The 21,640-nt window shown below is 64.1% G+C and carries 20 protein-coding genes and 1 tRNA gene; 15 read left to right on the top strand and 6 right to left on the bottom strand.

The window, feature by feature from the left end; translation table 11 throughout:
* Positions 1 to 271 precede the first annotated feature (271 nt).
* On the bottom strand, positions 272 to 3,784 hold the full coding sequence (locus D3260_RS02170) for an Rne/Rng family ribonuclease (protein ID WP_370456274.1): 3,513 nt from the start codon (positions 3,782 to 3,784) through the stop codon (positions 272 to 274).
* Between the two features lie 383 nt (positions 3,785 to 4,167).
* Between D3260_RS02170 and D3260_RS02165 the strand changes: the two genes are divergently transcribed.
* Both D3260_RS02165 and D3260_RS02160 read left to right on the top strand, forming a co-directional pair.
* Positions 4,168 to 5,055: an RluA family pseudouridine synthase gene (locus tag D3260_RS02165; protein WP_120096895.1), complete on the top strand. Its 888-nt coding sequence runs from the start codon at positions 4,168 to 4,170 to the stop codon at positions 5,053 to 5,055.
* Complete coding sequence (locus tag D3260_RS02160) at positions 5,052 to 5,732, top strand: HAD family hydrolase (protein WP_158583350.1); 681 nt, start codon at positions 5,052 to 5,054, stop codon at positions 5,730 to 5,732. The genes D3260_RS02165 and D3260_RS02160 overlap by 4 nt, the downstream gene beginning before the upstream one ends.
* Positions 5,733 to 5,741: 9 nt before the next feature.
* Here the strand turns inward: D3260_RS02160 and D3260_RS02155 are convergent, their stop codons facing one another.
* Positions 5,742 to 6,332 (bottom strand): nucleoside triphosphate pyrophosphatase, encoded by a 591-nt coding sequence (locus D3260_RS02155; RefSeq protein ID WP_120096893.1) that lies wholly within the window; start codon positions 6,330 to 6,332, stop codon positions 5,742 to 5,744.
* A gap of 151 nt (positions 6,333 to 6,483) precedes the next feature.
* Here D3260_RS02155 and D3260_RS02150 point away from each other — a divergent pair, with 151 nt between their 5' ends.
* From D3260_RS02150 to clpA, 4 genes are all read left to right on the top strand, one after another.
* Positions 6,484 to 7,041, top strand: a complete 558-nt coding sequence (locus D3260_RS02150; protein WP_120096892.1) for a YceD family protein — start codon at positions 6,484 to 6,486, stop codon at positions 7,039 to 7,041.
* Between the two features lie 21 nt (positions 7,042 to 7,062).
* Positions 7,063 to 7,245: a 50S ribosomal protein L32 gene (gene rpmF / locus D3260_RS02145; protein WP_120096891.1), complete on the top strand. Its 183-nt coding sequence runs from the start codon at positions 7,063 to 7,065 to the stop codon at positions 7,243 to 7,245.
* A gap of 446 nt (positions 7,246 to 7,691) precedes the next feature.
* Positions 7,692 to 8,021 (top strand): ATP-dependent Clp protease adapter ClpS, encoded by a 330-nt coding sequence (gene clpS / locus D3260_RS02140; RefSeq protein ID WP_120096890.1) that lies wholly within the window; start codon positions 7,692 to 7,694, stop codon positions 8,019 to 8,021.
* Between the two features lie 61 nt (positions 8,022 to 8,082).
* On the top strand, positions 8,083 to 10,347 hold the full coding sequence (gene clpA, locus D3260_RS02135; protein ID WP_120096889.1) for an ATP-dependent Clp protease ATP-binding subunit ClpA: 2,265 nt from the start codon (positions 8,083 to 8,085) through the stop codon (positions 10,345 to 10,347).
* 118 nt (positions 10,348 to 10,465) lie between these two features.
* Here clpA and pilB read toward each other — a convergent pair whose 3' ends face one another.
* Positions 10,466 to 12,190 (bottom strand): type IV-A pilus assembly ATPase PilB, encoded by a 1,725-nt coding sequence (pilB, locus tag D3260_RS02130; RefSeq protein WP_120096888.1) that lies wholly within the window; start codon positions 12,188 to 12,190, stop codon positions 10,466 to 10,468.
* A gap of 128 nt (positions 12,191 to 12,318) precedes the next feature.
* On the opposite strand from pilB, the gene D3260_RS02125 reads away from it, so the two are divergent.
* Positions 12,319 to 12,768 (top strand): hemerythrin domain-containing protein, encoded by a 450-nt coding sequence (locus D3260_RS02125; protein WP_199671306.1) that lies wholly within the window; start codon positions 12,319 to 12,321, stop codon positions 12,766 to 12,768.
* A gap of 105 nt (positions 12,769 to 12,873) precedes the next feature.
* Here the strand turns inward: D3260_RS02125 and D3260_RS02120 are convergent.
* A tRNA-Pro gene (locus tag D3260_RS02120) sits at positions 12,874 to 12,950 on the bottom strand.
* Between the two features lie 7 nt (positions 12,951 to 12,957).
* Positions 12,958 to 13,926: a polyprenyl synthetase family protein gene (locus D3260_RS02115; RefSeq protein ID WP_120096886.1), complete on the bottom strand. Its 969-nt coding sequence runs from the start codon at positions 13,924 to 13,926 to the stop codon at positions 12,958 to 12,960.
* Between the two features lie 162 nt (positions 13,927 to 14,088).
* On the opposite strand from D3260_RS02115, the gene rplU reads away from it, so the two are divergent.
* The 4 genes from rplU to proB all read left to right on the top strand — a co-directional run bounded on the left by rplU (position 14,089) and on the right by proB (position 17,006).
* The gene (gene rplU / locus D3260_RS02110) at positions 14,089 to 14,406 is read left to right on the top strand and encodes a 50S ribosomal protein L21 (protein WP_120096885.1); all 318 of its coding nucleotides are present in this window, start codon (positions 14,089 to 14,091) and stop codon (positions 14,404 to 14,406) included.
* A gap of 32 nt (positions 14,407 to 14,438) precedes the next feature.
* Positions 14,439 to 14,699, top strand: a complete 261-nt coding sequence (rpmA, locus tag D3260_RS02105) for a 50S ribosomal protein L27 (RefSeq protein WP_120096884.1) — start codon at positions 14,439 to 14,441, stop codon at positions 14,697 to 14,699.
* 116 nt (positions 14,700 to 14,815) lie between these two features.
* The gene (gene cgtA / locus D3260_RS02100) at positions 14,816 to 15,892 is read left to right on the top strand and encodes an Obg family GTPase CgtA (RefSeq protein WP_120096883.1); all 1,077 of its coding nucleotides are present in this window, start codon (positions 14,816 to 14,818) and stop codon (positions 15,890 to 15,892) included.
* Entirely contained in the window at positions 15,879 to 17,006 is a 1,128-nt protein-coding gene (gene proB / locus D3260_RS02095) for a glutamate 5-kinase (protein WP_120096941.1), read from the top strand. Before cgtA ends, proB begins: the two co-directional genes overlap by 14 nt.
* 411 nt (positions 17,007 to 17,417) lie before the next feature.
* Here proB and rpsT read toward each other — a convergent pair whose 3' ends face one another.
* Positions 17,418 to 17,690, bottom strand: a complete 273-nt coding sequence (gene rpsT, locus D3260_RS02090) for a 30S ribosomal protein S20 (RefSeq protein WP_120096882.1) — start codon at positions 17,688 to 17,690, stop codon at positions 17,418 to 17,420.
* Positions 17,691 to 17,842: 152 nt separating this feature from the next.
* On the opposite strand from rpsT, the gene murJ reads away from it, so the two are divergent.
* The 4 genes from murJ to D3260_RS18020 all read left to right on the top strand — a co-directional run bounded on the left by murJ (position 17,843) and on the right by D3260_RS18020 (position 21,591).
* The gene (gene murJ / locus D3260_RS02085) at positions 17,843 to 19,423 is read left to right on the top strand and encodes a murein biosynthesis integral membrane protein MurJ (protein ID WP_120096881.1); all 1,581 of its coding nucleotides are present in this window, start codon (positions 17,843 to 17,845) and stop codon (positions 19,421 to 19,423) included.
* A 61-nt stretch (positions 19,424 to 19,484) separates the two neighbouring features.
* Complete coding sequence (locus D3260_RS02080; RefSeq protein WP_158583349.1) at positions 19,485 to 20,423, top strand: bifunctional riboflavin kinase/FAD synthetase; 939 nt, start codon at positions 19,485 to 19,487, stop codon at positions 20,421 to 20,423.
* Positions 20,420 to 20,962 carry a signal peptidase II gene (gene lspA / locus D3260_RS02075; protein WP_120096879.1) on the top strand — a complete coding sequence of 181 codons (543 nt, stop codon included), beginning with the start codon at positions 20,420 to 20,422 and terminating at the stop codon, positions 20,960 to 20,962. The genes D3260_RS02080 and lspA overlap by 4 nt, the downstream gene beginning before the upstream one ends.
* A 368-nt stretch (positions 20,963 to 21,330) precedes the next feature.
* Positions 21,331 to 21,591 carry a hypothetical protein gene (locus tag D3260_RS18020; protein WP_370456269.1) on the top strand — a complete coding sequence of 87 codons (261 nt, stop codon included), beginning with the start codon at positions 21,331 to 21,333 and terminating at the stop codon, positions 21,589 to 21,591.
* Positions 21,592 to 21,640 lie beyond the last annotated feature (49 nt).

The following is a 21,640-nucleotide window of genomic DNA, read 5'->3' as shown; positions in this document are numbered from 1 at the left end:
GCGCGCCGGGAGATGGCATCAGGCTGGTGAGATAGCCAAGTATGGCAGGGGAGCGGCGAGGGCCACGCGAGGCGTTCTGTCGCCCGGTGAGGGATTCGTGCCGTGGTATCCGCGGCGATATCAGATATTGCAGGGCACGACGGCCCACTTCTCCTGCCCGCGGCTCGGGTGCGAAACACGACAGAGGACATCGGCGGTCCGCCGATGTCGAGGGTCGGTCGGCTGATGCCGCACCCGCACCGCCAGTCAGCGGTGCGGGTGGCCTGGGCGATCAGACCTGGCGGTCGTCGTCTTCGGAACGCTCGTTGGCGCTTTTTGAGCCGGTTTCGCTTGAGCCGTCCTCGCGGGTCGATGACGCGGCATCGCTTGTCGACGCGGCCGTCGTCGATTCGTCCGAGGCGCCGTCCGCACTTGTCGTCGACGGGGCTTCGTCCGCTGGCGCCGTCGTGTTGCGCGGCTTGCGCCGGCGCCGCCGCGGTGCCGGTTTCGCGGGCTGCTCGGCCGGCTGCTCGGCCGTGGTATCGGTCTGCCGCTCGGCGGGCGGCGTCTCGGGTTGATCGTTCACGGTCGTCGCCGCTTCGTCAGCGGACGGCGCCGGGTTGGACCGGGTCTCGACCTGGACCAGCCCGGGTTCCGATGCGCTCGCCTGCTCGGAGGTGGCCGCGGGCGAATTCGAGACGTCGGTCTCGTCGTCGGCCGGTGGCGAGAACGCATCGACGGTCGCTGTCTCGGCGGTCGATGTGGCTTCGGCAGGCTGGTCGGTGCCGGCAACCGGGCCTGTGTCGGCCTGGGTTCCGGCGTTCGTATCGTTTTCGACCGGGCTCGATTCCGATGCGCTGGCGGCCGGTTTCTTGCGTCGCCGCGGCCGCTTCGGTTTCGTCTTCTTCGGCGTCGACTCGGTTGGTTCCGCCGTGCCGGACGTTGCATCGTCGCTTACATCGGGATCTGCGGCCGGGGCGGTTTGCGCGCCCGATTCGGCAGCGCCTTCCGCGGCATTTTCGGTATCCGGGCGCGCGCTCAGTGCCTCGGACGCGGCACGCGCCTTGTCGCTGGCGGCAACCGCTGACCAGGGCGTGTCGTCGGTGACCGGCGGCGTGGCACCGGGCTGCGATTCATCGTTCGCGGTGGTGTCAGTCGACTCGTCGTCCGTATCGGCTGCGGCATCCGTTTCGACGTCATCGTGGTCAGGGGACAGCGCTGTGTCGTGCTCGGCAGTGCCATCGGCCGTCGCCCGGTCCGCATCGGTGGCCTCGTCCGCGCTCGGCTCGGCGTTTTCATCACCGGTTTGCGGGCGCCGGTTCCGACCGCCGCGCCGACGGCGCCGATTGCGTTTCGGCTCGTCGCTGTTGTCGTCGGCGGGAGGTGCGCCCGAGACGTCGGATGCATCCGTCGGCGTCGATGTCTGATCGTCCTGAGATGTGCCGGGTTGATCATCGCCTGTCGGCGGCGCCGCGGGGCGTGTCCGGTTGTTCTGCTGTGCCGACAGACGCGCCGAGGCTTTCTCGATGTTGTGCTGCGCTCGCGACTTCTCGTCGAGCGTGTCGGCCGGCGCGATGATATCGGCTTCCGGTTCGGACTCGGGCTCGTTCGATGCGGTCTTGTCGCCGTCGCCATTGGCCGGCGGCTGCCCCTGCGACTTGTCGTTGTTTGCCGGCTTGTTCGGCTTGTTGGCGTTGCCTTGCCCGCGGTTCTTCGAGGCATTCTGCGACTGCGAATTGCCGTCGCCGCCGGCCTTCGTGGACTCGTCGTCCTTTTTCTGTTGATTGTCGGCGTTGTCGTCCTTGTCGCCGTTATTGGCATTGTCGGCGTTGTCGTTCTGACGACGATTGCGGCCGCGGCCACCGCGGCGACGTCCGCCGCGCCGGCCGTTGTTGTTGCGCCGGTTACCGTTGCCGCCGTTGTCGTTACCGTCGTCGCTGTCGCGATTGTCCTCGGTCGCCGGTTGCTTGTCGGCCGGTCTGGCCTGTGTCTCGGGGGCATCGGCGCGCGCGCTGGGCTGCTGCGTCGGGTTCGGCGTGGCCTCGGGCTGATGATGCGGCAGGGCAGCCGGCTGGGCGCCGAAATCGGCTTCGCCGCCGAAAATGCGTCGCAACGCGTCCCAGAGCTGTTGCCACGGGGTCGGCGGATTGTTCATCTGCCCGGCCGTGGGGCTGGTGGCCGGGGCTTCCGCCGGCTTGCTCTCGACGCTCGGCGCCTCCGGTCGGGCGACCCGTTTGACCGCGGGTTCCTCGCGCTTGGCGCGTACCGTGTCATGATCCGGCTCGGCGGGTTTCTCGATATCGACGTGGGTGTCGATGCGATGACTCGCCGCGTCGTTGTCCTCTTCCTCGAGCTGGTCGGCGCGTACCCGCTTGATCTCGTAATGCGGCGTATCGAGATGTGTGTTGGGCACCAGCGTGACGCGGGTCTTGGCCCGATTCTCCACGCTTTCCAGATCGGCTCGTTTCTCGTTGAGCAGGAAGCTGGCAACCGGCACCGGCAGCTGCACGATCACGCGGCCGGTGCCCGGCTTCATCGCTTCTTCCTCCAGCAGACGCAGGATGGACAGCGACAGCGATTCGACGCTGCGGATGGAGCCGCGGCCCAGGCAACGCGGGCAGACCTGGCTGGAATATTCCGACAGGCTCGGCTTGAGCCGTTGGCGCGACATCTCGAGCAGGCCGAAACGCGAGATACGGCCGATCTGCACCCGTGCACGGTCGGACTTGGCGGCATGCTTGAGCCGGTTCTCGACCTCGCGCTGGTTCTTCGAGCTCTCCATGTCGATGAAGTCGATCACCACCAGGCCGCCGAGATCGCGAATGCGTAGCTGACGCGCAATCTCTTCGGCGGCTTCGAGGTTCGTGTTGAAGGCGGTCTCCTCGATGCCGCCGCCCTTGGTCGCGCGGGCGGAGTTGATATCGATGGAGGTCATCGCCTCGGTGTGGTCGATGACGATCGACCCGCCGGAGGGCAGGGTGACTTCGCGCTCGAAGGCGGACTCGATCTGGGACTCGACCTGGAAGCGCGAGAACAGCGGGGTCGCGTCGGTGTATTGCTTGAGCTTGTGCAGGGCATTGGGCATGACCTGCTTCATGAAATCCTGACCGGTCTCGTAGATATCCGGCTGGTCGATCAGGACTTCGCCGATGTCATCCCGAAGATAGTCGCGCAGCGCGCGGATGATGACGTTGGATTCCTGATAAACGAGGAACGGCGCCTTGCGGTCGTCGGCGGCTTCGTTGATCGCGCTCCAGACGTTGACGAGGTAGTCCAGATCCCACTGGAGTTCCTCGGCACCGCGGCCGACGCCGGCCGTACGCACGATCACGCCCATGCCGTTGGGCACCTGGACCTGATTCAGGGCTTCCCGCAGTTCGTTGCGTTCCTCGCCCTCGATACGGCGCGATACGCCGCCGGCCTTGGGATTGTTCGGCATGAGCACCAGATAGCGCCCGGCGAGGCTGACGTAGGTGGTCAGGGCCGCGCCCTTGTTGCCGCGCTCTTCCTTTTCGACCTGGACGATGACTTCCTCGCCCTCGGCCAGCGTCGGCTTGTCGTTGCCGTCCTTGCCCTTGCTCAGATAGGACTTGGCGACCTCCTTGAGCGGCAAGAAGCCGTGTCGGTTGCCGCCGTAGTCGATGAAGGCGGCTTCCAGCGAGGGTTCGACGCGGGTTACGCGCCCCTTGTAGACGTTGGCCTTGCGTTGCTCCCGAGAGCCGACTTCGATGTCCAGATCATGCAGTTTCTGCCCATCGACAATAGCCACGCGCAGCTCTTCGGGCTGGGTGGCGTTCACCAGAATACGTTTCATTGGAGAAGTTCCGATATTGCGCTCGACTGCCGCGCCCGATCGCGCGCACGGATCCGAGTCCGCGGCGCATAACCGTGTCATCCGCACGCAGGCTTGCCATGTTCGAAATGGCGGTGAGCAGCGCGGTGAGGGCGTTCAGGCAGGAGCGCATGGTTTCAAATTCGAGACGAGTTGGCTCGGCGAAGAAAATCGCTGCAGGCGCCTCGTGATAATCTGAGTCGCGTTAACAGCGGTATTTCCATAAAGACTGTCGGTCGGCGCGCGCAGGCCCGCCACTTCGGCGAGGGCCGCGATCCGCGCGACCTTTGGAGTGTAATCTGACACCTGAGCGCCCTCAAGTCCGTTATGTCCAGATCGCGTCCGACGACGACGGCATGCGGCTCGACAATTATCTCTTGCGCGTGTTCAAGGACGTGCCGAAGTCGCGTGTCTATAAAATCATCCGCAGCGGCGAAGTTCGCGTGAATCGCGGGCGCGCGAAACCGGCCACGCGGCTTGCCGTCGATGATGAAGTGCGCCTGCCGCCGGTGCGCCAGGCGCCGAAGAAACAGACACAGCGACCGCCGGACGAGCTGATCGAGCGCGTCACGTCGGCCGTGGTCGAGGAAACCGCGGACTACCTCCTGTTCGCCAAGCCGCCCGGGCTGGCTGTCCACGCGGGCAGTGGCGTGCGTTTCGGCCTGATCGAGGTTCTGCGCGCGGCGCGGCCCGATGAATATTTCGAACTCGTGCATCGGCTCGACCGGCAGACCAGTGGCTGTCTTCTGGTCGCGCGCTCGCGCCAAGCGCTCGATGGCCTGCGTGCGGCGTTGAACGACGCGGCAGCGGACAAGCGCTATCTGGCACTGGTCGAAGGCCGGTGGCGCCACGGCGTGCGAGAGGTGGACGCACCGCTGTCGCGCGATGTCGAGCGGGCCGGTGAGCGGATCGTGAGCGTCGACCACGTCAACGGGCGGGCGAGTCTGTCGGTGTTCGCGCCGCGCACCTTCTATCGCGGCGCGACACTCATGGATGTGACGATTCGTTCCGGCCGGACGCATCAGATTCGCGTACACGCCGCGCATTGCGGGCATCCCGTGGCGGCCGACGATAAATATGCCGGCAACGCTGCCAACGGGCGCTGGCGGTCGCGTGGGTTGCCCCGCATGTTTCTGCATGCGGCCCAGATCGTATTGTATTTCCAGGGGCAGCGACGTGTTTTCGAAGCGCCGTTACCGGCGGATCTCTCGGACGTGCTGGCTGGCCTGGAAGAGGCGGCGTGACGGGCGACTACGAGTTGATCATCTTCGATTGGGACGGCACGCTCGCCGACTCGGCCGGCGATTTCGTCGGCGCCCTGCAGCAGGCGATTCAGGATACCGGGCTCCCCGAACGCTCGCCCGCGCAGTTGCGAGAGCTCATTGGCCTTGGCATCACGGACATCATGAACCGGCTTTGGCCGGAGCTGGATTCGGGCAGGGTGCGTCAACGGCTGGCCGGTTACCGGGCGCGCTATGGCTGGCCGCGCGGTCAGGCGCGTCTGTTCGACTCGGTGCCGGCGACGCTCGCCCGGCTCGACGCGGCGGGGTATGTACTGGCGGTGGCCACCGGCAAGAGCCGTCGCGGTCTGGATCGCGCCATGGCCCAGACCGAATGTCGGGCGTGGTTTCGCATCACGCGTTGTGCCGATGAGTCGGCGCCCAAGCCGGCCCCGAATCTGATCGACGACATTCTCCTGCGCACGGCCACCGAGCCTCATCGGGCGCTGATGGTCGGCGATACCGAATACGACATGGTGATGGCGCGCCAGGCCGGAGTCGACCGCGTGGCGGTGGGCAGCGGGGTGCATGATGCAGCCCGTCTCGAGCGCGCCGGGGCGATGGGCGTGATCGCGGGCGTGGGCGCGTTGCCGGCATGGCTCGGCCTGGCCTCATCGCCCGGCGACGACGACACTTCCTAGGGCTGGCCGTCAGGGCAGGGTGAGCCCGGCGTCGACCAGCAGCCGCCGCGTGGCGATCAGAGGCAGGCCCACGAGTGCGCTGGGATCGCGCGATTCGATGGCTTCGACCAGCGTGATGCCAAGGCCCTCGGATTTGAGGCTGCCGGCCGTGGCCGTCACATCCTCGGCGGCCACATAACGCGCGATTTCGGCATCGTCGAGCGTGCGGAACCGGGTGGTCACGGTTTCGAGATGCGTACGGGGTGTATCGAAGGCCGGGGCGCAGACGCACAGACCGGTGTGGAATTCGACCCGCTGTCCGGACTGCATGCGCAGCTGTTCGCGCGCCCTTGCCGCGGTGCCGGGCTTGCCGAGCAGGCGGCCGTCGACATGGGCGACCTGGTCCGAACCGATGACGATCGCCTCCGGCCGGCTGGCCGCGATCTTCGCGGCCTTGTCGCGGGCCAGCCGCAGCGCGAGCGCGTCGGGAGATTCGTCCGGTGCGGGCGTTTCGTCGACGTCCGGCGAGATGGTCTCGAACGAGACGTTGATCTGTTCGAGAAGCCGCGCTCGCCAGATCGAACTCGAAGCCAGGATGACGGGTGGCGTGGAAACGGACATGGCAGGCTTGATCGGGTAGGGTCTGTGCCGAGGATAAAGCATGACGGCCGGCACGGCGGTCGATGCGAGCCGCTTAGTCGGCGCGGGCCGGGCAGGCCGGGCGATTGAAAGGCTTTGACTCGCCGGCCTGTCCGCCCTATCATCGCGCGCCATGTCGGCGCAGGGCAGTTTTCCAAGGCATATCGATTATCGACGTGCCGCACTCGAGCAGCGTTCGTTCGACGGTGTCCTGACGCTGGCGTCGTTACCGCGTACCGCGGATATCGTCGTCGAGGACACGACGGCGGATGTCTCGGTTGCGCTGGCTTTCGACGAAGACGTACAACGGCGGGTCATCGTACGTGGTCGGGCGCAGACCACGCTGGCATTGCCATGCCAGCGCTGCCTGGAGCCGGCCGATGTGCCGCTGGATGCCGAGATCGTGGGCATGCCGGTCGCGACCGACGAGGCAGCGGCCGGGGTGCCACGGGCGTGGGAGCCGATGCTTGCCGATGGCGGTACGCTCGATCTCTACTCGCTGGTCGACGACGAGCTGTTGCTGGCGTTGCCGATCACGGTGCACTGCGACAGAGCGGCATGTGTCGCAGCGTATTCGCAGGACACGACAGACGAGACCATCGGCAGCGCCGAAAGCGATGCCGAGTCGGACAGACGCAACCCGTTTGCTGCGTTGGCGGATTGGAAGCCGCGCAGCGATGAAACAGACTGAACACAACGCAAAGGCAAGGCTATGGCCGTTCAACAGAACCGTAAGTCCCGTTCGAAGCGCGACAAGCGTCGCACCCACGATCGCATGCCGCACCCGACGCTGTCGGTGGATGCGACCACCGGTGAGACCCACCGTCGTCACCACGTGACCCGCGACGGTTTCTATCGCGGTCGCCGTGTCGTCGAGACCGGCGACGACGCATAGCACGACGTACCGATCGCGCTCTCGCGCGGTCGATATGGCGCACGAAAGCGCGAGTCGGCATTGCCGGCTGGCGCTTTCGGCGTGTCTGCTCGGTGGGTGGCGCCGGTGCGGCCGGTCGTCTGTGATCGGCAATCGCGCAGACCTGCCGCGATAGCGGCGCGTGCCTGTCGGCCGGCAGGCACGCGCCAAAGACATGCGGCCTGCGTGTCCATGCCCGACAGCCTGTCGGCGACCGGTCTGGCGCGGTCAGGGCTCGCATCGCCGCAAGTCCATGTTTCCCCGATGCCATTGATGTCCGGTCGGCACGCCGGGCATTGATTCGCGAGCGCCCAGCCACATATCCCCGGTATGGCCATTGGCATCGGAACTGCATCCGAAACTGGATCGGACACGCATGTATTTTGTGTGGCCGATAAAGCCGCATTCGCGGTCATTCAGAGGTCGTTATGACGGATACCGATAAACCCGATACCCGACATGGCGACGGCGATACCGCCGTGGCCCCGGCCAAGCCGGCAACCAAGAAGCCCCCGCTATACAACGTCGTGATGCACAACGACGACTACACACCCATGGAGTTCGTCGTGGAAGTGTTGATGACGTACTTCACACAGGACCGTGAAAAAGCGGTCCAGATCATGCTGACCGTTCATACACGGGGCAAGGCGGTGGCCGGCACGTATACGGGTCAGATCGCAGAAACGAAGATCGCGATGGTGAATGACCATGCGCGTGCGCATCAGCATCCGCTGTTGTGTACTATGGAACCAGCCTGAAAATTTGACGCCGGCCGCGCCTAATCGGGCTTTAATCGAACGCCAAGTTCGGGGACGCATAATGCTCAGCCAAGAACTTCAGACCGCACTCGACGCTGCTTTCATGGTGGCGCGTCGCCAGCACCACGAGATGCTCACCGTCGAGCATCTGTTGGTCTCGCTGCTGGACAATCCGGCAGTCGTGGAAGTGCTCGAGGCCGTGAATACCGATATTCCGCGGCTTGAGCGCGAACTGCAGAATTACATCGACACGCACGTACCGGTCGTTCCGGCCGGCGAGGACCATGAGGTCCAGCCCACGCTGGGTTTCCAGCGTGTGCTCCAGCGTGCGGTCTATCACGTCCAGTCGTCGGGCAAGAAGGAAGTCACCGCGGTCAACGTCTTGATCGCGATCTTCTCGGAGCAGGAATCGCAGGCCGTCTTTCTGCTGGGCGAGCAGGATGTCACGCGCCTCGACGTCGTCAATTTCGTGTCGCACGGCGTGGGCAAGTCGGAAGAGGAATCGGGCGACGGCAGCGAATCCGGTGCCGCGCAGTCCGAGGACGGCGGCGATGCGAATGCGTCGCCGCTGCAGCAGTATGCGACCAACCTCAACCGCAAGGCGGCCGAAGGCGATATCGATCCGTTGATCGGTCGTGAGCATGAGCTCGAGCGCGTCATCCAGACGCTCTGCCGACGGCGCAAGAACAATCCGCTGCTGGTCGGCGAGGCCGGTGTCGGCAAGACCGCGATCGCCGAAGGTCTGGCGCGCATGATTGTCGAGGAGCGCGTGCCGGATATCCTGTCCAACAGCGTCATCTACGCGCTGGATCTGGGCGCGCTGATCGCCGGAACGAAGTACCGCGGTGATTTCGAGAAACGCCTCAAGGGTGTGCTCGCCGAGCTCGCCAAGCAGGACGGCGCGGTTCTGTTCATCGACGAGATTCACACGGTGATCGGCGCGGGCGCGGCATCCGGCGGCGTGATGGACGCCTCCAATCTGCTCAAGCCCAAGCTGGCCTCCGGCGAGCTGCGCTGCATGGGCGCAACGACGTATCAGGAATTCCGCAACATCTTCGAAAAGGATCGCGCGCTGGCGCGGCGGTTCCAGAAGGTGGATGTGCCGGAGCCGAGCGTGGCCGACACGGTGCAGATCCTGCGTGGCCTCAAGGATCGTTTCGAGGAACATCACCAGGTCCGTTTCACCCAGCCGGCGCTTGAGGCAGCGGCTGAACTGTCGGCACGCCACATCAACGACCGGCACCTGCCGGACAAGGCGATCGACCTGATCGATGAGGCAGGCGCCCGCCTGCGTCTGCGCCCGTCGACGAAGAAGCGCAAGACGGTCCAGGTGCGTGATATCGAGGAGATGGTTGCCCGCATCGCGCGGATTCCTTCCAAGAGCGTGTCCCGCGACGACCGAGCCGTGCTCGAAACGCTGGATCGGGATCTCAAGCTCGTCATCTTCGGCCAGGATGCCGCCGTCGATTCGCTGGCGAGCGCGATCAAGATGTCGCGCAGCGGACTGGACAATCGAGACAAGCCGATCGGCTCGTTCCTGTTCGCTGGCCCGACCGGCGTGGGCAAGACCGAGGTCACGCGTCAGCTGGCGTTGCATCTCGGCGTCGAACTCGTGCGCTTCGACATGTCCGAGTACATGGAGCGACACACGGTGTCGCGCCTGATCGGGGCACCGCCGGGTTACGTCGGCTATGACCAGGGCGGTCTGCTGACCGAGGCCGTGAACAAGCAGCCGCATTCGGTGGTTCTGCTCGACGAGATCGAGAAGGCACACCCGGATATCTTCAACCTGCTGTTGCAGGTCATGGATCACGGCACGCTGACGGACAACAACGGACGCAAGGCGGATTTCCGCAACGTGATCCTGGTCATGACGACGAACGCCGGCGCGGAACAGATGGCCAGTCGCGGCATCGGTTTCAACCCGAGCGACAACAGCACGGACGGGATGGAAGCCATCCGGCGCGGGTTCACGCCGGAATTCCGCAACCGCCTGGATTCAGTCATCCAGTTCGAGCCGCTCAAGGGTGAAGTCATCGAGCGCGTGGTCGACAAGTTCGTGCTGCAGCTCGAAGCGCAGCTGGAGGCACGCCATGTCGAGCTGGTGATCGAGCCGGAGGCACGGGCCTGGCTGGCCGACAAGGGCTACGACGAGAACATGGGCGCGCGTCCGATGGGGCGTGTCATTCAGGAAAACATCAAGAAGCCGCTTGCCGATCAGCTGCTGTTCGGCGATCTGTCACAGGGCGGTCAGGTCGTGGTGCGCGTGGTCGACGGTCAGCTCGATCTGGAAGTCACCTCGAGCGAGGCCGAAGCCCAGGCCTGATCGTTCACAAGACGATTCCAGGTGCGATGAAAGCCCGGGCAGCCCTGGCCGCCCGGGCTTTCTCATGTCCGGGATGTGCGTGCCAGGGCACGGCCGGCGGCGGCCGTCTCACCCGGCATTATTCGACCGTGACGCGATTGAGCTCGGCCAGGCCGATCAGGCCTGCCCGGACCTTGTTCAGCCCGGCGGCGCGCAGGTCCAGGACGCCTTCGCGCGCGGCCTGGTCCTCGATATCGCCGGCGTTGCCGCCGTTCATGATGATCTGTCCGATGGCATCGGTCACGGGCATGACCTGGAAGATGCCGGTACGGCCACGATAGCCGGCCGTGCAGTGGTCGCAGCCGGCCGCATGCGCCTCGTAAAGCGTAAGATCGGCGATCTCGTCGGGGGCGAAGCCTTCCTCGACGAGCGCTTCGGCCGGGACGTCGGCCCGCTCACGGCAATGACGACACAGGCGTCGCGCCAGACGCTGGGCGATGATCAGTGTGACCGAGGCCGCGATGTTGTAAGCCGGCACCCCCATGTTCACCAGCCGTGTGAGCGTTTGCGGCGCATCGTTCGTGTGCAGGGTCGAGAGCACCATGTGGCCGGTCTGTGCGGCCTTGATGGCGATTTCGGCGGTCTCCAGGTCGCGTATCTCGCCGACCATGATCACATCCGGGTCCTGGCGCAGGAACGCTCTCAGACAGGTCGCGAACGTCAGCCCGACCCGGGGCTGGATGCTGACCTGGTTGATGCCGGGGAGATTGATCTCTGCCGGGTCTTCGGCGGTCGAGATATTGCGATCGGCGGTGTTGAGGATGTTGAGCGCGGTGTACAGCGAGACCGTCTTGCCGCTGCCGGTGGGGCCGGTGACCAGCACCATGCCGTAGGGCTTGTGAATGGTGTTTTCGAATATTTCGCGCTGTAGCGATTCGTAGCCGAGTGCTTCGATGCCCATGCGCGCCGTCGCCGGGTCGAGAATACGCAGGACGATCTTCTCGCCGTGCAGCGTGGGGCAGGTCGAGACACGGAAATCGATGGTCCGATTGCGGCCGGCGGACAGCTTGATGCGTCCGTCCTGCGGGATGCGGCGCTCCGCCAGATCAAGCCGCGCCAGCACCTTGATGCGCGCGGCCAGGCGCATGCCGATGGCCGGTGGCGGTGTGGCGACTTCGCGCAGCACGCCGTCCTGGCGCAGCCGCACGCGATAATGTTTTTCGTAGGGCTCGAAGTGAATGTCCGAGGCGCCGCGATTGATGGCGTCGAGCAACACCTTGTTGACGAACCGAACCACGGGCGCATCATCGGCATCACCGGCGGTGACGTCCATGCTCCCGCCGTCACCGTCGCGGGCTTCATCGGCCGTGATGGCGATATCGTCGAGGCCGGCCATGGCGCTGTCGAGGGCGCTGAAGTTCGCCTCGATCGCGCGTTCGAGCTTGTCCTGTTCGACCAGCACCGATTCGACCTGCAGACCGGTCTTGAATCGGAATTCGTCGAGCGCCGCCAGGTTCGTGGGATCGGCGATCGCCACATAAAGGGTTCGGCCGCGCCGGTAGACCGGAATCGCCTGGTGCTTGCGGATCATCGCCTCGGGCACCAGATCGATCGGGGCCTGCTCGAAATCCACGGCCCGCAGATCCAGCAGTGGCACGGCGAAGGCATCGGCCAGCGAGCGGGCCAGGTCCAGAGCGCTGATCGTGCGAGACGTGACGGCACGGGCCACGAATGTCTCGTTGTCGCGCTCGGCTTCCTGCATCAGCTCGAGGGCGCGCTGCGGCTCGATCAGGCCATCCTCGACGAGCTGGCGCGCCAGGCCTGACAGGCGCGCGTTATGGCGCGTGGTCTGCGTTGTCGACATCGGGCCCCCATCTGTCCGAGCTGGCGCGCTTGCGCGCGACACACGATGCTCTCGATTCTATGAGGTTTCATCGGCGCGCGCCATGGACTATCGTCATTGGTGTTCCGTTACTTCAAAGGGATCATCCCGTGAAAAACATCTTTGAATCGCTGCGCGAGAGTCACGACAAGCAGCGCCGCCTGCTGTCGGCACTGACCGACACGCACGGTGACTCCGACAAGCGAGAAGGCCTGTTCGCCGCGGTCAAGGCCGAGCTGGTCCATCACGAAAATGCCGAGGAGCGTCATTTCTATGTGCCGTTGATGGAATACGATATGACACAGGAAAAGGCGCGGCACAGTGTCGCCGAGCATCATGAAATCGACGAGCTGATCGAAGAGATGGAGGCCACCGATTTCAGTTCTCCGGGGTGGCTGAACTCGGCCAAGAAGCTCGAGCATCTCGTCACGCATCATCTGGAAGAAGAGGAGCAGGAGGTCTTCCAGCTGGCCGGGCGCGTGCTCAGCGACTCGGAAAAGACGCGGCTCGCCGGAGACTATGACCAGATGATGGAAGACCAGGCCGACGGTAGTCCGTAGCCTGCGAACGGTGGCGGGCGCGGCGTCATGGCATCGCGTCCGTCAATCGGCGGCGGCCACCGGAATGTCTTTTATAGGGAAAGGCCCATCAACGCGGGCAAGTCGTGGTCGGAGTAGCAGGATTTGAACCTACGACCTCCACCTCCCGAAGGTGGCGCTCTACCAAGCTGAGCTATACTCCGATGTCTTTCATGATCGGCGTTGGACCGAGAACTCGGCCAGAGAGATCAACGCTGATTTGGCTTCCGATTCCGGCAAACCGCTCAAGCAATTGATGGCTGAGCGGGCTTCCTCGTTGGCACGGCCGAAAGTGTAAGTCATCGCATCGGTTGATTCAATGGCTTTTTTTATCGAATCGAGGGCAGACAGGTCGGCGTCCCGTATGGCGGCCCGTAGCGGGGCGGCATCGGCATCCGACAGGCGAGACAGGGCACAGATCAACGGCAGCGTGGTCTTGCCCTCGGCCAGGTCATCGCCGAGATTCTTGCCATACGTCTCGTCGCCGTGGCCGTAGTCCAGTGCATCGTCGGTGACCTGGAATGCAATCCCGAGATGCCGGCCGAAGGCAGCCATCGTTTCGCATTCGTCGGCCGAGCGGCCCGCGATCTGTGCCGCCAGACGGCAACCCGCCGAAAACAGGCTGGCAGTCTTGCGATCCACGACTTCCAGGTAATCGTTTTCCGACAGGTCCGGGTTGTGGCTGTTCATCAGCTGCATCACTTCGCCTTCGGCGATGCGATTCGTGGCGTTCGCCAGAACCGTCATCACATCGAACGAGTCCAGCTCGACCATCATCTGAAAAGCGCGCGAATAGAGAAAGTCGCCGGTCAGTACGCTGGCGTCGTTGCCCCAGACACTGTTGGCCGTCTCGCGACCGCGGCGTAATGTCGACTCATCCACCACATCGTCGTGCAGCAGTGTGGCGGTATGGATGAACTCGATGATCACGGCGAGCAGGTGGTGTGCTTCGCCTTCATACCCGGCAGCGCGCGCGGCAAGCAGCACCAGCGCGGGGCGCATGCGCTTGCCACCGCTGCCGATGATGTACTCGCCCAGCGTGTTGATGAGGACGACATCGGAATTCAGCCGTCTGCGAATGAGCGCGTCAACGGCACGCATGTCGTCTGCGACCGGCTGGAACAGCGGCTGAATACTCATGGGCCCGGGAGTCGAAAAACAGCGGCAAAAGTAGGGGGGCGACGGTGCTGTGTCAAGATTGACTCTTTTAACGCGAAGCGTTGACCGATCCGCCGGATCCCCGTATCATTCGCCGACTTTGGACGGGGCGACCCGCCATACGTTGCGTATTTTGGAGTGGTCATGCACGCGGTGATTCGAACCGGCGGTAAACAGTACAGAGTCGCGGAAGGCGACGTGGTGCGAGTCGAAAAGCTCGACGCCGAGCCCGGCAGCACGATCGAGCTGTCCGACGTCCTGCTTCTTTCCGATGGCGGCGACAATATCGAAGTCGGTGCGCCGCTGCTCGATGGCAAGGCGGTTTCGGCCGAGGTCGTCAAGCACGATCGTGCGGACAAGATCCAGGTGGTCAAGTTCAAGCGACGCAAGAAGTATCGTCGTGCACACGGTCATCGCCAGCATTATACGCAGCTCAAGATCACTTCGGTCCCGGGCGTCTAAGACGCTTCGAGACAACCTGGAGGACAGCATCCATGGCACATAAAAAGGCAGGCGGTTCTACCCGCAACGGTCGCGATTCCGAATCGAAGCGCCTTGGCGTCAAGAAATTCGGTGGCGAGCAGGTCAAGGCCGGCAACATCATCGTTCGTCAGCGCGGCACGCACTGGCACGCGGGCGACAACGTCGGTATCGGCAAGGATCACACGCTGTATGCCTTCACCGAAGGTAAGGTGGACTTCGCCGTGAAAGGCCCGCACAACCGCAAGTTCGTGTCGGTGGTGCCGGCCGAGTAATCGACGGTCTTCGGTTTCGTAGACCGTAAAGCCTCGCTTCGGCGGGGCTTTTTTATGCGTGTTTCAATCGTGAAGACGGGCAGCGCCGCGCTCACGAGCAGCGATCTGGATCAGCCATGAAATTCGTTGATGAAGCCAATCTGCGTGTCGAGGCCGGGGACGGCGGACACGGCTGCCTGAGTTTCCGGCGGGAGAAATACGTGCCCCACGGTGGGCCGGACGGCGGCGATGGCGGCGACGGGGGCAGCGTCTACCTCGTTGCCGATCATAACCTGAATACGCTCTATGATTTCCGTATCAATCGCGTCTTCAAGGCCGAGCGCGGGGGAAATGGCGCCGGGAAGAACCGAACCGGTGCCAAGGGCGAGGATCGTTATCTGCCGGTGCCGGTGGGCACGCTGTGTTATTCGCGCGAGACGGACGAGCTGATCGGCGATCTGATGGCCGATGGCGATGTGGTCTGCGTTGCGCAGGGGGGCTTTCACGGACTCGGCAATGCGCGCTTCAAATCGAGCACGAATCAGGCGCCGCGCAAGACGACCGATGGCACCCCGGGCGAGATCCGCGAGCTTCGCCTCGAGTTGAAGCTACTGGCGGATGTCGGTCTGGTGGGGCTGCCGAATGCCGGCAAGTCGACGCTGCTGGCCGCCGTTTCGGCCGCGCGCCCACGCGTGGCCGATTATCCGTTCACCACGCTTCAGCCACAGGTTGGTGTGGTGAGTGTCGGGCCGCTGCGCAGCTTCACGCTCGTGGATCTGCCTGGCCTGATCGAGGGCGCGGCCGATGGCGTTGGCCTCGGTCATCGCTTCCTGCGGCATGTTCAGCGCAATCGTCTGCTGTTTCACGTGGTCGATGTGGTCGACATGGAGCAGCGCGATCCGGTTGCTCAGATTCGTGCGATCGTCGATGAACTCTCCCAGTTCAATCCCGCGCTCCTCGAGCGACCGCGCTGGCTGGTGCTCAACAAGACCGAAGTCGTGGATGCCGACACGCTCGAGGCGATCACCGCCGAAATTCGTGATCAGCTCGCATGGACCGGGCCGATATACGCCGTCTCGGCCATTCGTCCGGCGACGCTCGAGACGCTGGTGGCCGATGCGATGACGGCGCTCGAGGCGCTGCGTGCGGAAACGCCGGCCAGCGACACGCCGAATGCGGACGCGCACGACGAGGCGGATGATGATCACGCGTGAGCGGTTACCCGGCGCAAAGCGCTGGGTCGTCAAGATCGGCAGTGCGCTGTTGACCGATGACGGGCGGGGCCTGGCCGCGGCACGGCTGCATGAATGGACACGTCAGCTGGCAGCACTCGTCGAGCAGGGCCATGAAATCGTCATCGTCTCGTCGGGGGCCGTGGCCGAAGGTATGAGCCGCCTCGGATGGGCGGCGCGGCCGACGGCGTTGCGCGAACTGCAGGCGGCGGCAAGCGTCGGCCAGGCCGGTCTGGTGGAGGCCTATAGTCGTTGTTTCGCCACCTATGGCCGGCAGACGGCCCAGGTGTTGCTGACACACGACGATGTCTCGGATCGTGCGCGTTATCTCAATGCGCGTCGTACGCTCTCGACACTGCTCGGTCTGGGCGTGGTGCCCATCGTCAACGAAAACGATGCGATCGCGATCGACGAAATCCGCGTGGGCGACAACGATACGCTCGGGGCGCTGGTGGCCAATCTTCTGGACGCGGACGGGCTGATTCTGCTCACTGACCAGTGCGGTCTCTACAATGCAGACCCGCGCGTGGATGCCGGTGCCGAGCTGATCGTCCAGCGCGAGGCCTACGATGACGCGCTTCTCAAGATGGCCGGTGACAGTCACGGCAATCTCGGTCGCGGCGGTATGCAGACCAAGATTCGGGCGGCGCGACAGGCCGCCGACGCGGGGGCGTTCACGGTCATCGCGCACGGAACGACGCCCGATGTGCTCACGCGTATCGTGGCTGGCGAAACCGTCGGCACGCTGCTGATCCCGAAACCCGGACGCCGACGTGCCGCGCGCAAGAACTGGATTGCCGGGCAGCGTCGTGTGCGCGGACGCGTGCAGATCGACGCCGGGGCGGTCAACGTTCTGCAGGTCTCTGGACGCAGCCTCCTGCCGATTGGGGTCACCGCGGTTGAAGGAGAATTCCGACGCGGCGATCTGGTGGCCTGCGTCGGGCCCGACGGCGCCGAAGTCGCGCAGGGGCTGGCGAACTACGACGCCCGCGATCTACGAGATCTGATGGGCCAGTCGAGCGATCAGATCGCGGCCCGGCTCGGTTCCGGTGTCGATCGGGAATTCATTCATCGCGATAATCTCGTGATGACGTGATCGCGCAGGATGAGGCACGCGCGCGCGCCGGGGAAGGCGGGCCCGCTGCAGCCGCGACCGCATGGGCGAGCCGCCGGGCGTGCCAGCATCCTATTAATCCGGCACCAAAACAGCTGACGACGTCAGCTGTTTCAACGCCATCGAAAGAAATGCCGGCCCTTGTCCGTCTTTTTATTTTCAATGGCTTCACGGCCGTTGGCCGTGGCGCGCGTGCTTTCGCACACGCGCGTTATCAACCCGAAAAATCATCTATTTTTATGCCGGGTTGATAACCGCCCATGACGTCGGCGGGGTGGGCTGCGGGGCGGCTCGCGCATCGGCGCGGAAAGGCTTGACGGAACCCGGCCGCTTGTAGCGCCCACAAAAAAGCCCGCTTGAAGCGGGCTTTTTCGATCTACGGTCGACGGGCCTTCAGGCAGCCTGCGCCATCGCCTTGATCTGGGCATTCAGGCGCGACTTGTGACGCGCGGCCTTGTTGCGATGGATCTGGCCCTTGCCGGCCATACGGTCGATGACCGGCACGGCAGCCGTGAAGGCCTGACGCGCGGCATCTAGGTCGTTGGCCGCAATGGCCTTCTGGACTTTCTTGATGTGGGTACGCACGAGCGAACGCTGCGCCATGTTGCGCTGGCGACGCTCGGTGGCCTGGAGGACGCGCTTGCGTGCTTGGGCAGTATTCGCCACGAGGTGCTCCTAGAAACTTGTCGATTGAGTGACTGGACTGGACAGGCGCGCGATTCTCTTTGTTTCCCGCGGTTTTGTCAATAACCGGACTGCTTTGCGCCACGTCGCACAAAGGCTATAGTGCGCCACGTTTTCAGCTGTACGCGCGCACCATGGCTTCATCTCTGGCACGCTCGACCGGTGTCGTCGGCGCTATGACGTTCATCTCCAGAATTCTGGGGTTCGGGCGTGATGTGGTTCTGGCCGTGATGTTCGGCGCCGGGCCGGCCATGGACGCTTTTCTCGTGGCGTTCAAGATTCCCAACTTCCTGCGTCGCCTGTTTGCCGAGGGCGCGTTCGCGCAGTCGTTTGTGCCGGTTTTGTCGGCCACGCGCGACCAGGAAAGCGGTGACGACGTCAAGAATCTGGTTGCGGTCGTCTCCGGCACGCTGGGTCTCATCCTGCTGGCGATGACGATCATCGGCGTGGTTGCTGCCCCGTTGCTGATCTATCTGTTCGCGCCGGGCTTCGCGGAGAACCAGAGTCAGTTCGATCTCGCGGCCTCGCTGTTGCGGCTGACCTTTCCGTATCTGTTCTTCATCTCGCTGACCGCGCTGGCTGGCGGCATTCTGAACACCTACGGCCGTTTCGCGATTCCGGCGGTGACGCCGGTTCTGCTGAACATCTGCATGATCGGCGCTGCGGTGCTGATTGCGCCGATGCTGTCCGAGCCCACGTTCGGGCTGGCGATTGGCGTTTTTGTCGCCGGGCTGGTGCAGCTGCTGTTCCAGTTGCCGTTTCTGATACGCCTGGATCGGTTGCCGCGGCCGCGCTGGGGCTGGGCCGATGCCAAGGTACGGCGCATTCTGAAGCTGATGCTGCCGATCATGTTCGGCTCATCGATCGCTCAGATCATGCTCCTGCTGGATACGATCGTGGCCTCGTTTCTGGCCAGCGGCAGCGTGAGCTGGCTCTATTACGCCGATCGCCTGATGGAATTTCCGCTGGGGGTGTTCTCGGTCGCCATCGCCACCGTGATTCTGCCGTCGCTGTCGGCACGCCATGCCAGTCGGTCGACCGCGGAATTCTCCGCGACACTCGACTGGGCGCTCAAGCTGTTGATGGTCATGGGCCTGCCGGCGATGGTGGGGCTCTACGTCATGGCAGGGCCGCTGGTGACGACGCTGTTCAATTATCGCTCGTTTGCCGAGCACGACGTCTTGATGAGTCAGTACGCGCTCATGGCCTATGCGCTCGGCTTCATGGGCTTTTCGATCGTCAAGGTGCTCGTCACGGGGTTCTATTCGCGCGAGGACTCGAAGACCCCGGTCCGTTGCGGCGTGATTTCGATGATCAGTGCCATGGCGATGAACCTCATCTTCGTCGGCGTGTTCATCTGGCAGGACTGGCCGGCGCCGCACGCCGGTTTGGCGCTGGCGGGCTCACTCGGCGCGTTTGTCAACGCCGGGCTGCTATATCGCTATCTGCGGGCTTCCGGTGCCTATCAGCCGGGCAGTGGCTGGGGCCTGCTCTGGCTGCGGACCGGGCTGGGGTGTCTGGCGATGGCACTGGTGCTGCATTTCGGTGCCGCGGCGCTCGATGTCTGGATGGCGCGCGATGCGCTCATGCGCGTGGCCTGGCTGGCTTGCTGGATCGGCAGCGGCATGCTCGTATACTTCGGCATTCTGGCGCTGCTGGGGATGCGCCCGGGCCATCTGCGCCTGTCGCACCCAGACACGGCCAGCCCAGGGTAAGCCGTTCGAGTCTGTCAGACTGACGGCCACGGAATCCTTCGGTTCGAGACGATACGCGCTCATGCAGATTATTCGTTCGATTCGTCATCACCCCGGCCTGCGCGGCGGCTGTGTGCTGACCGTCGGCAATTTCGACGGTGTTCATCTGGGGCATCAGGCCATCATCGCGCGCGTGCGCGCCAAGGCAAGGCTGCTCGGCGTACCGGCGGCGCTGATGACTTTCGACCCGATGCCGGGCGCGTTCTTCCGGCCGGATGCGCCGCCGACGCGTCTGTCCTCGCTGCGGGAGAAGATCGAGGATGTCGACGCCTTCGGTATCGATTGCTTCGTGCGAGCCCGTTTCGATCGTGCGTTCGCGGCCATGTCGCCGGAGACGTTTCTTGACCAGCTCATCGCGCGACGTCTGGGTGCACGGGCGGTTCTGGTCGGTGACGACTTCCGGTTCGGCCATCGCCGGGCCGGTGATGTGGAGACGCTGGCCGCGTTCGCCGAGCAGCGCGGCATCGAGCGCATGTCGTTGCCGGATGTGTGTTTCGAGGGGGAACGGGTCAGCTCCAGCAGTGTGCGACAGGCGTTGGTGAACGGCCATGTCGAGCAGGCCGCGCGACTGCTCGGGCGCCCCTATCGCATCAGTGCGCGCGTGGTTGCCGGCCAGCAGCTCGGGCGCACGTTGGGATTTCCGACCGCGAACCTGCGTCTTCATCGGCCGAGCGCGTTGCGCTACGGTGTCTATGCGGTGCGGGTGGGCCTGCCCGACGGGCGCGAGGTCGGCGGGGCAGCCAGCTTCGGCGTGCGTCCGGCGGTCAACGGCGACGAGCCGCTGTTGGAGATCTATCTGCTCGATTTTGCCGAATCCATCTACGGATGGCGTCTCGACGTCCGGTTCGTCGAGTTCATTCGTCCCGAGGCGGACTACGATTCGATGGATGATCTGGTCGCCGATATCAACAACGACATCGCCGAAGTCCGGCGTATCCTCAATCAGCCGAGTGTTGCATGACCGAACAAGTGAGCGAGAACCGCACGACACGCCGGACAACGACATGGCAGAACGTGCACTGGCTGTGGCTGTCGGTGCTGGTCATCGCGGCCGACCAGTTCACCAAGCAGCTGGTCGTCAACCATTACGCGCTCTACGACTCGACGCCGCTGACTTCCTGGTTGAATCTCACGCTCGTGCACAACACCGGTGCGGCCTTCTCGATGTTGCACGGTGCCACGCCCTGGCTGTTCGTGGCACTCGGTGTGGCGGTGACGTTGGGTATTACCATCTGGATGGTGCGCAACCCGTACGACAAACGATTGTTCGCGGGCGCACTGGCCCTGATCGCCGGCGGCGCGCTCGGCAACGTCGTCGACCGGGCGCTACGCGGGTTCGTGGTCGATTTCGTGGATTTCCATATCGGCGCCTGGCACTACCCGGCGTTCAATCTCGCCGATTCGGCCATCGTTGTCGGTGCGGTTTTGATCTTCGTCGATATGTTGTTCGTTTCCGGCTCGCGTGGGTCAAATAAAGAAACTGACCCGACATCGAAATAAACGACGTTTCGGGGGATAAGACGCACCGGTGAACGCATTTGCTCTTGCCCAGAGGGCGCCGCATTGCAAGCAGGCGACGGGTAGGTCGCAGTGTTTGTTTTTCGATGGCGTTGAGGGTTACAAGGTCGGTGCCAGTCGTGCGGCTGATATTGATCGAGCACCAAAACAGCTGACGACGTCAGCTGTTTTCAACGCCTCGTCGCGGCGGCGTCGACGACCGATCAGAGCAAGCCGCATCAAGCGGTTCTGCGTTGTTTGCGCTTTCGATCCGAGGCGATCGCGGACTGGGCCAATGACGATTTGGCGGCCCGGCCCGTACCCAGGCGGTCTCTGATGGCTTGTCAGCGTTTCGGGCACTGCGCGCCGAAGTGGCCGATCATGATGTGATTGTGACCGGGTCGGGGTTGCCGCGGCAAAGCATCCGGAAATTCGAGTGCGTGAACATCGTGCTCGGTCACTTGAAGAGCGCCATCACGGGCACCTATCGTGCATTCAACTTCGCCAGGTACGCCGCACGTTATCCAGTACCGATTCAATCGCCGGTACGACTCGCGTGCCATCCTCGGCGGACTCATCGCCGACGCAGCCACAGCCAAGGCCTGGCCCGAAGCCAGGCTCAGAGGGGCTGAGTTTCGGACCCAGGGCCTGTTATTAATCCAGCACCAAAACAGCTGACGA

Source organism: Salinisphaera sp. Q1T1-3 (genome assembly GCF_003602005.1).
GTDB lineage: Bacteria > Pseudomonadota > Gammaproteobacteria > Nevskiales > Salinisphaeraceae > Salinisphaera.
This window is presented reverse-complemented; position numbering and strand designations above follow the sequence as displayed.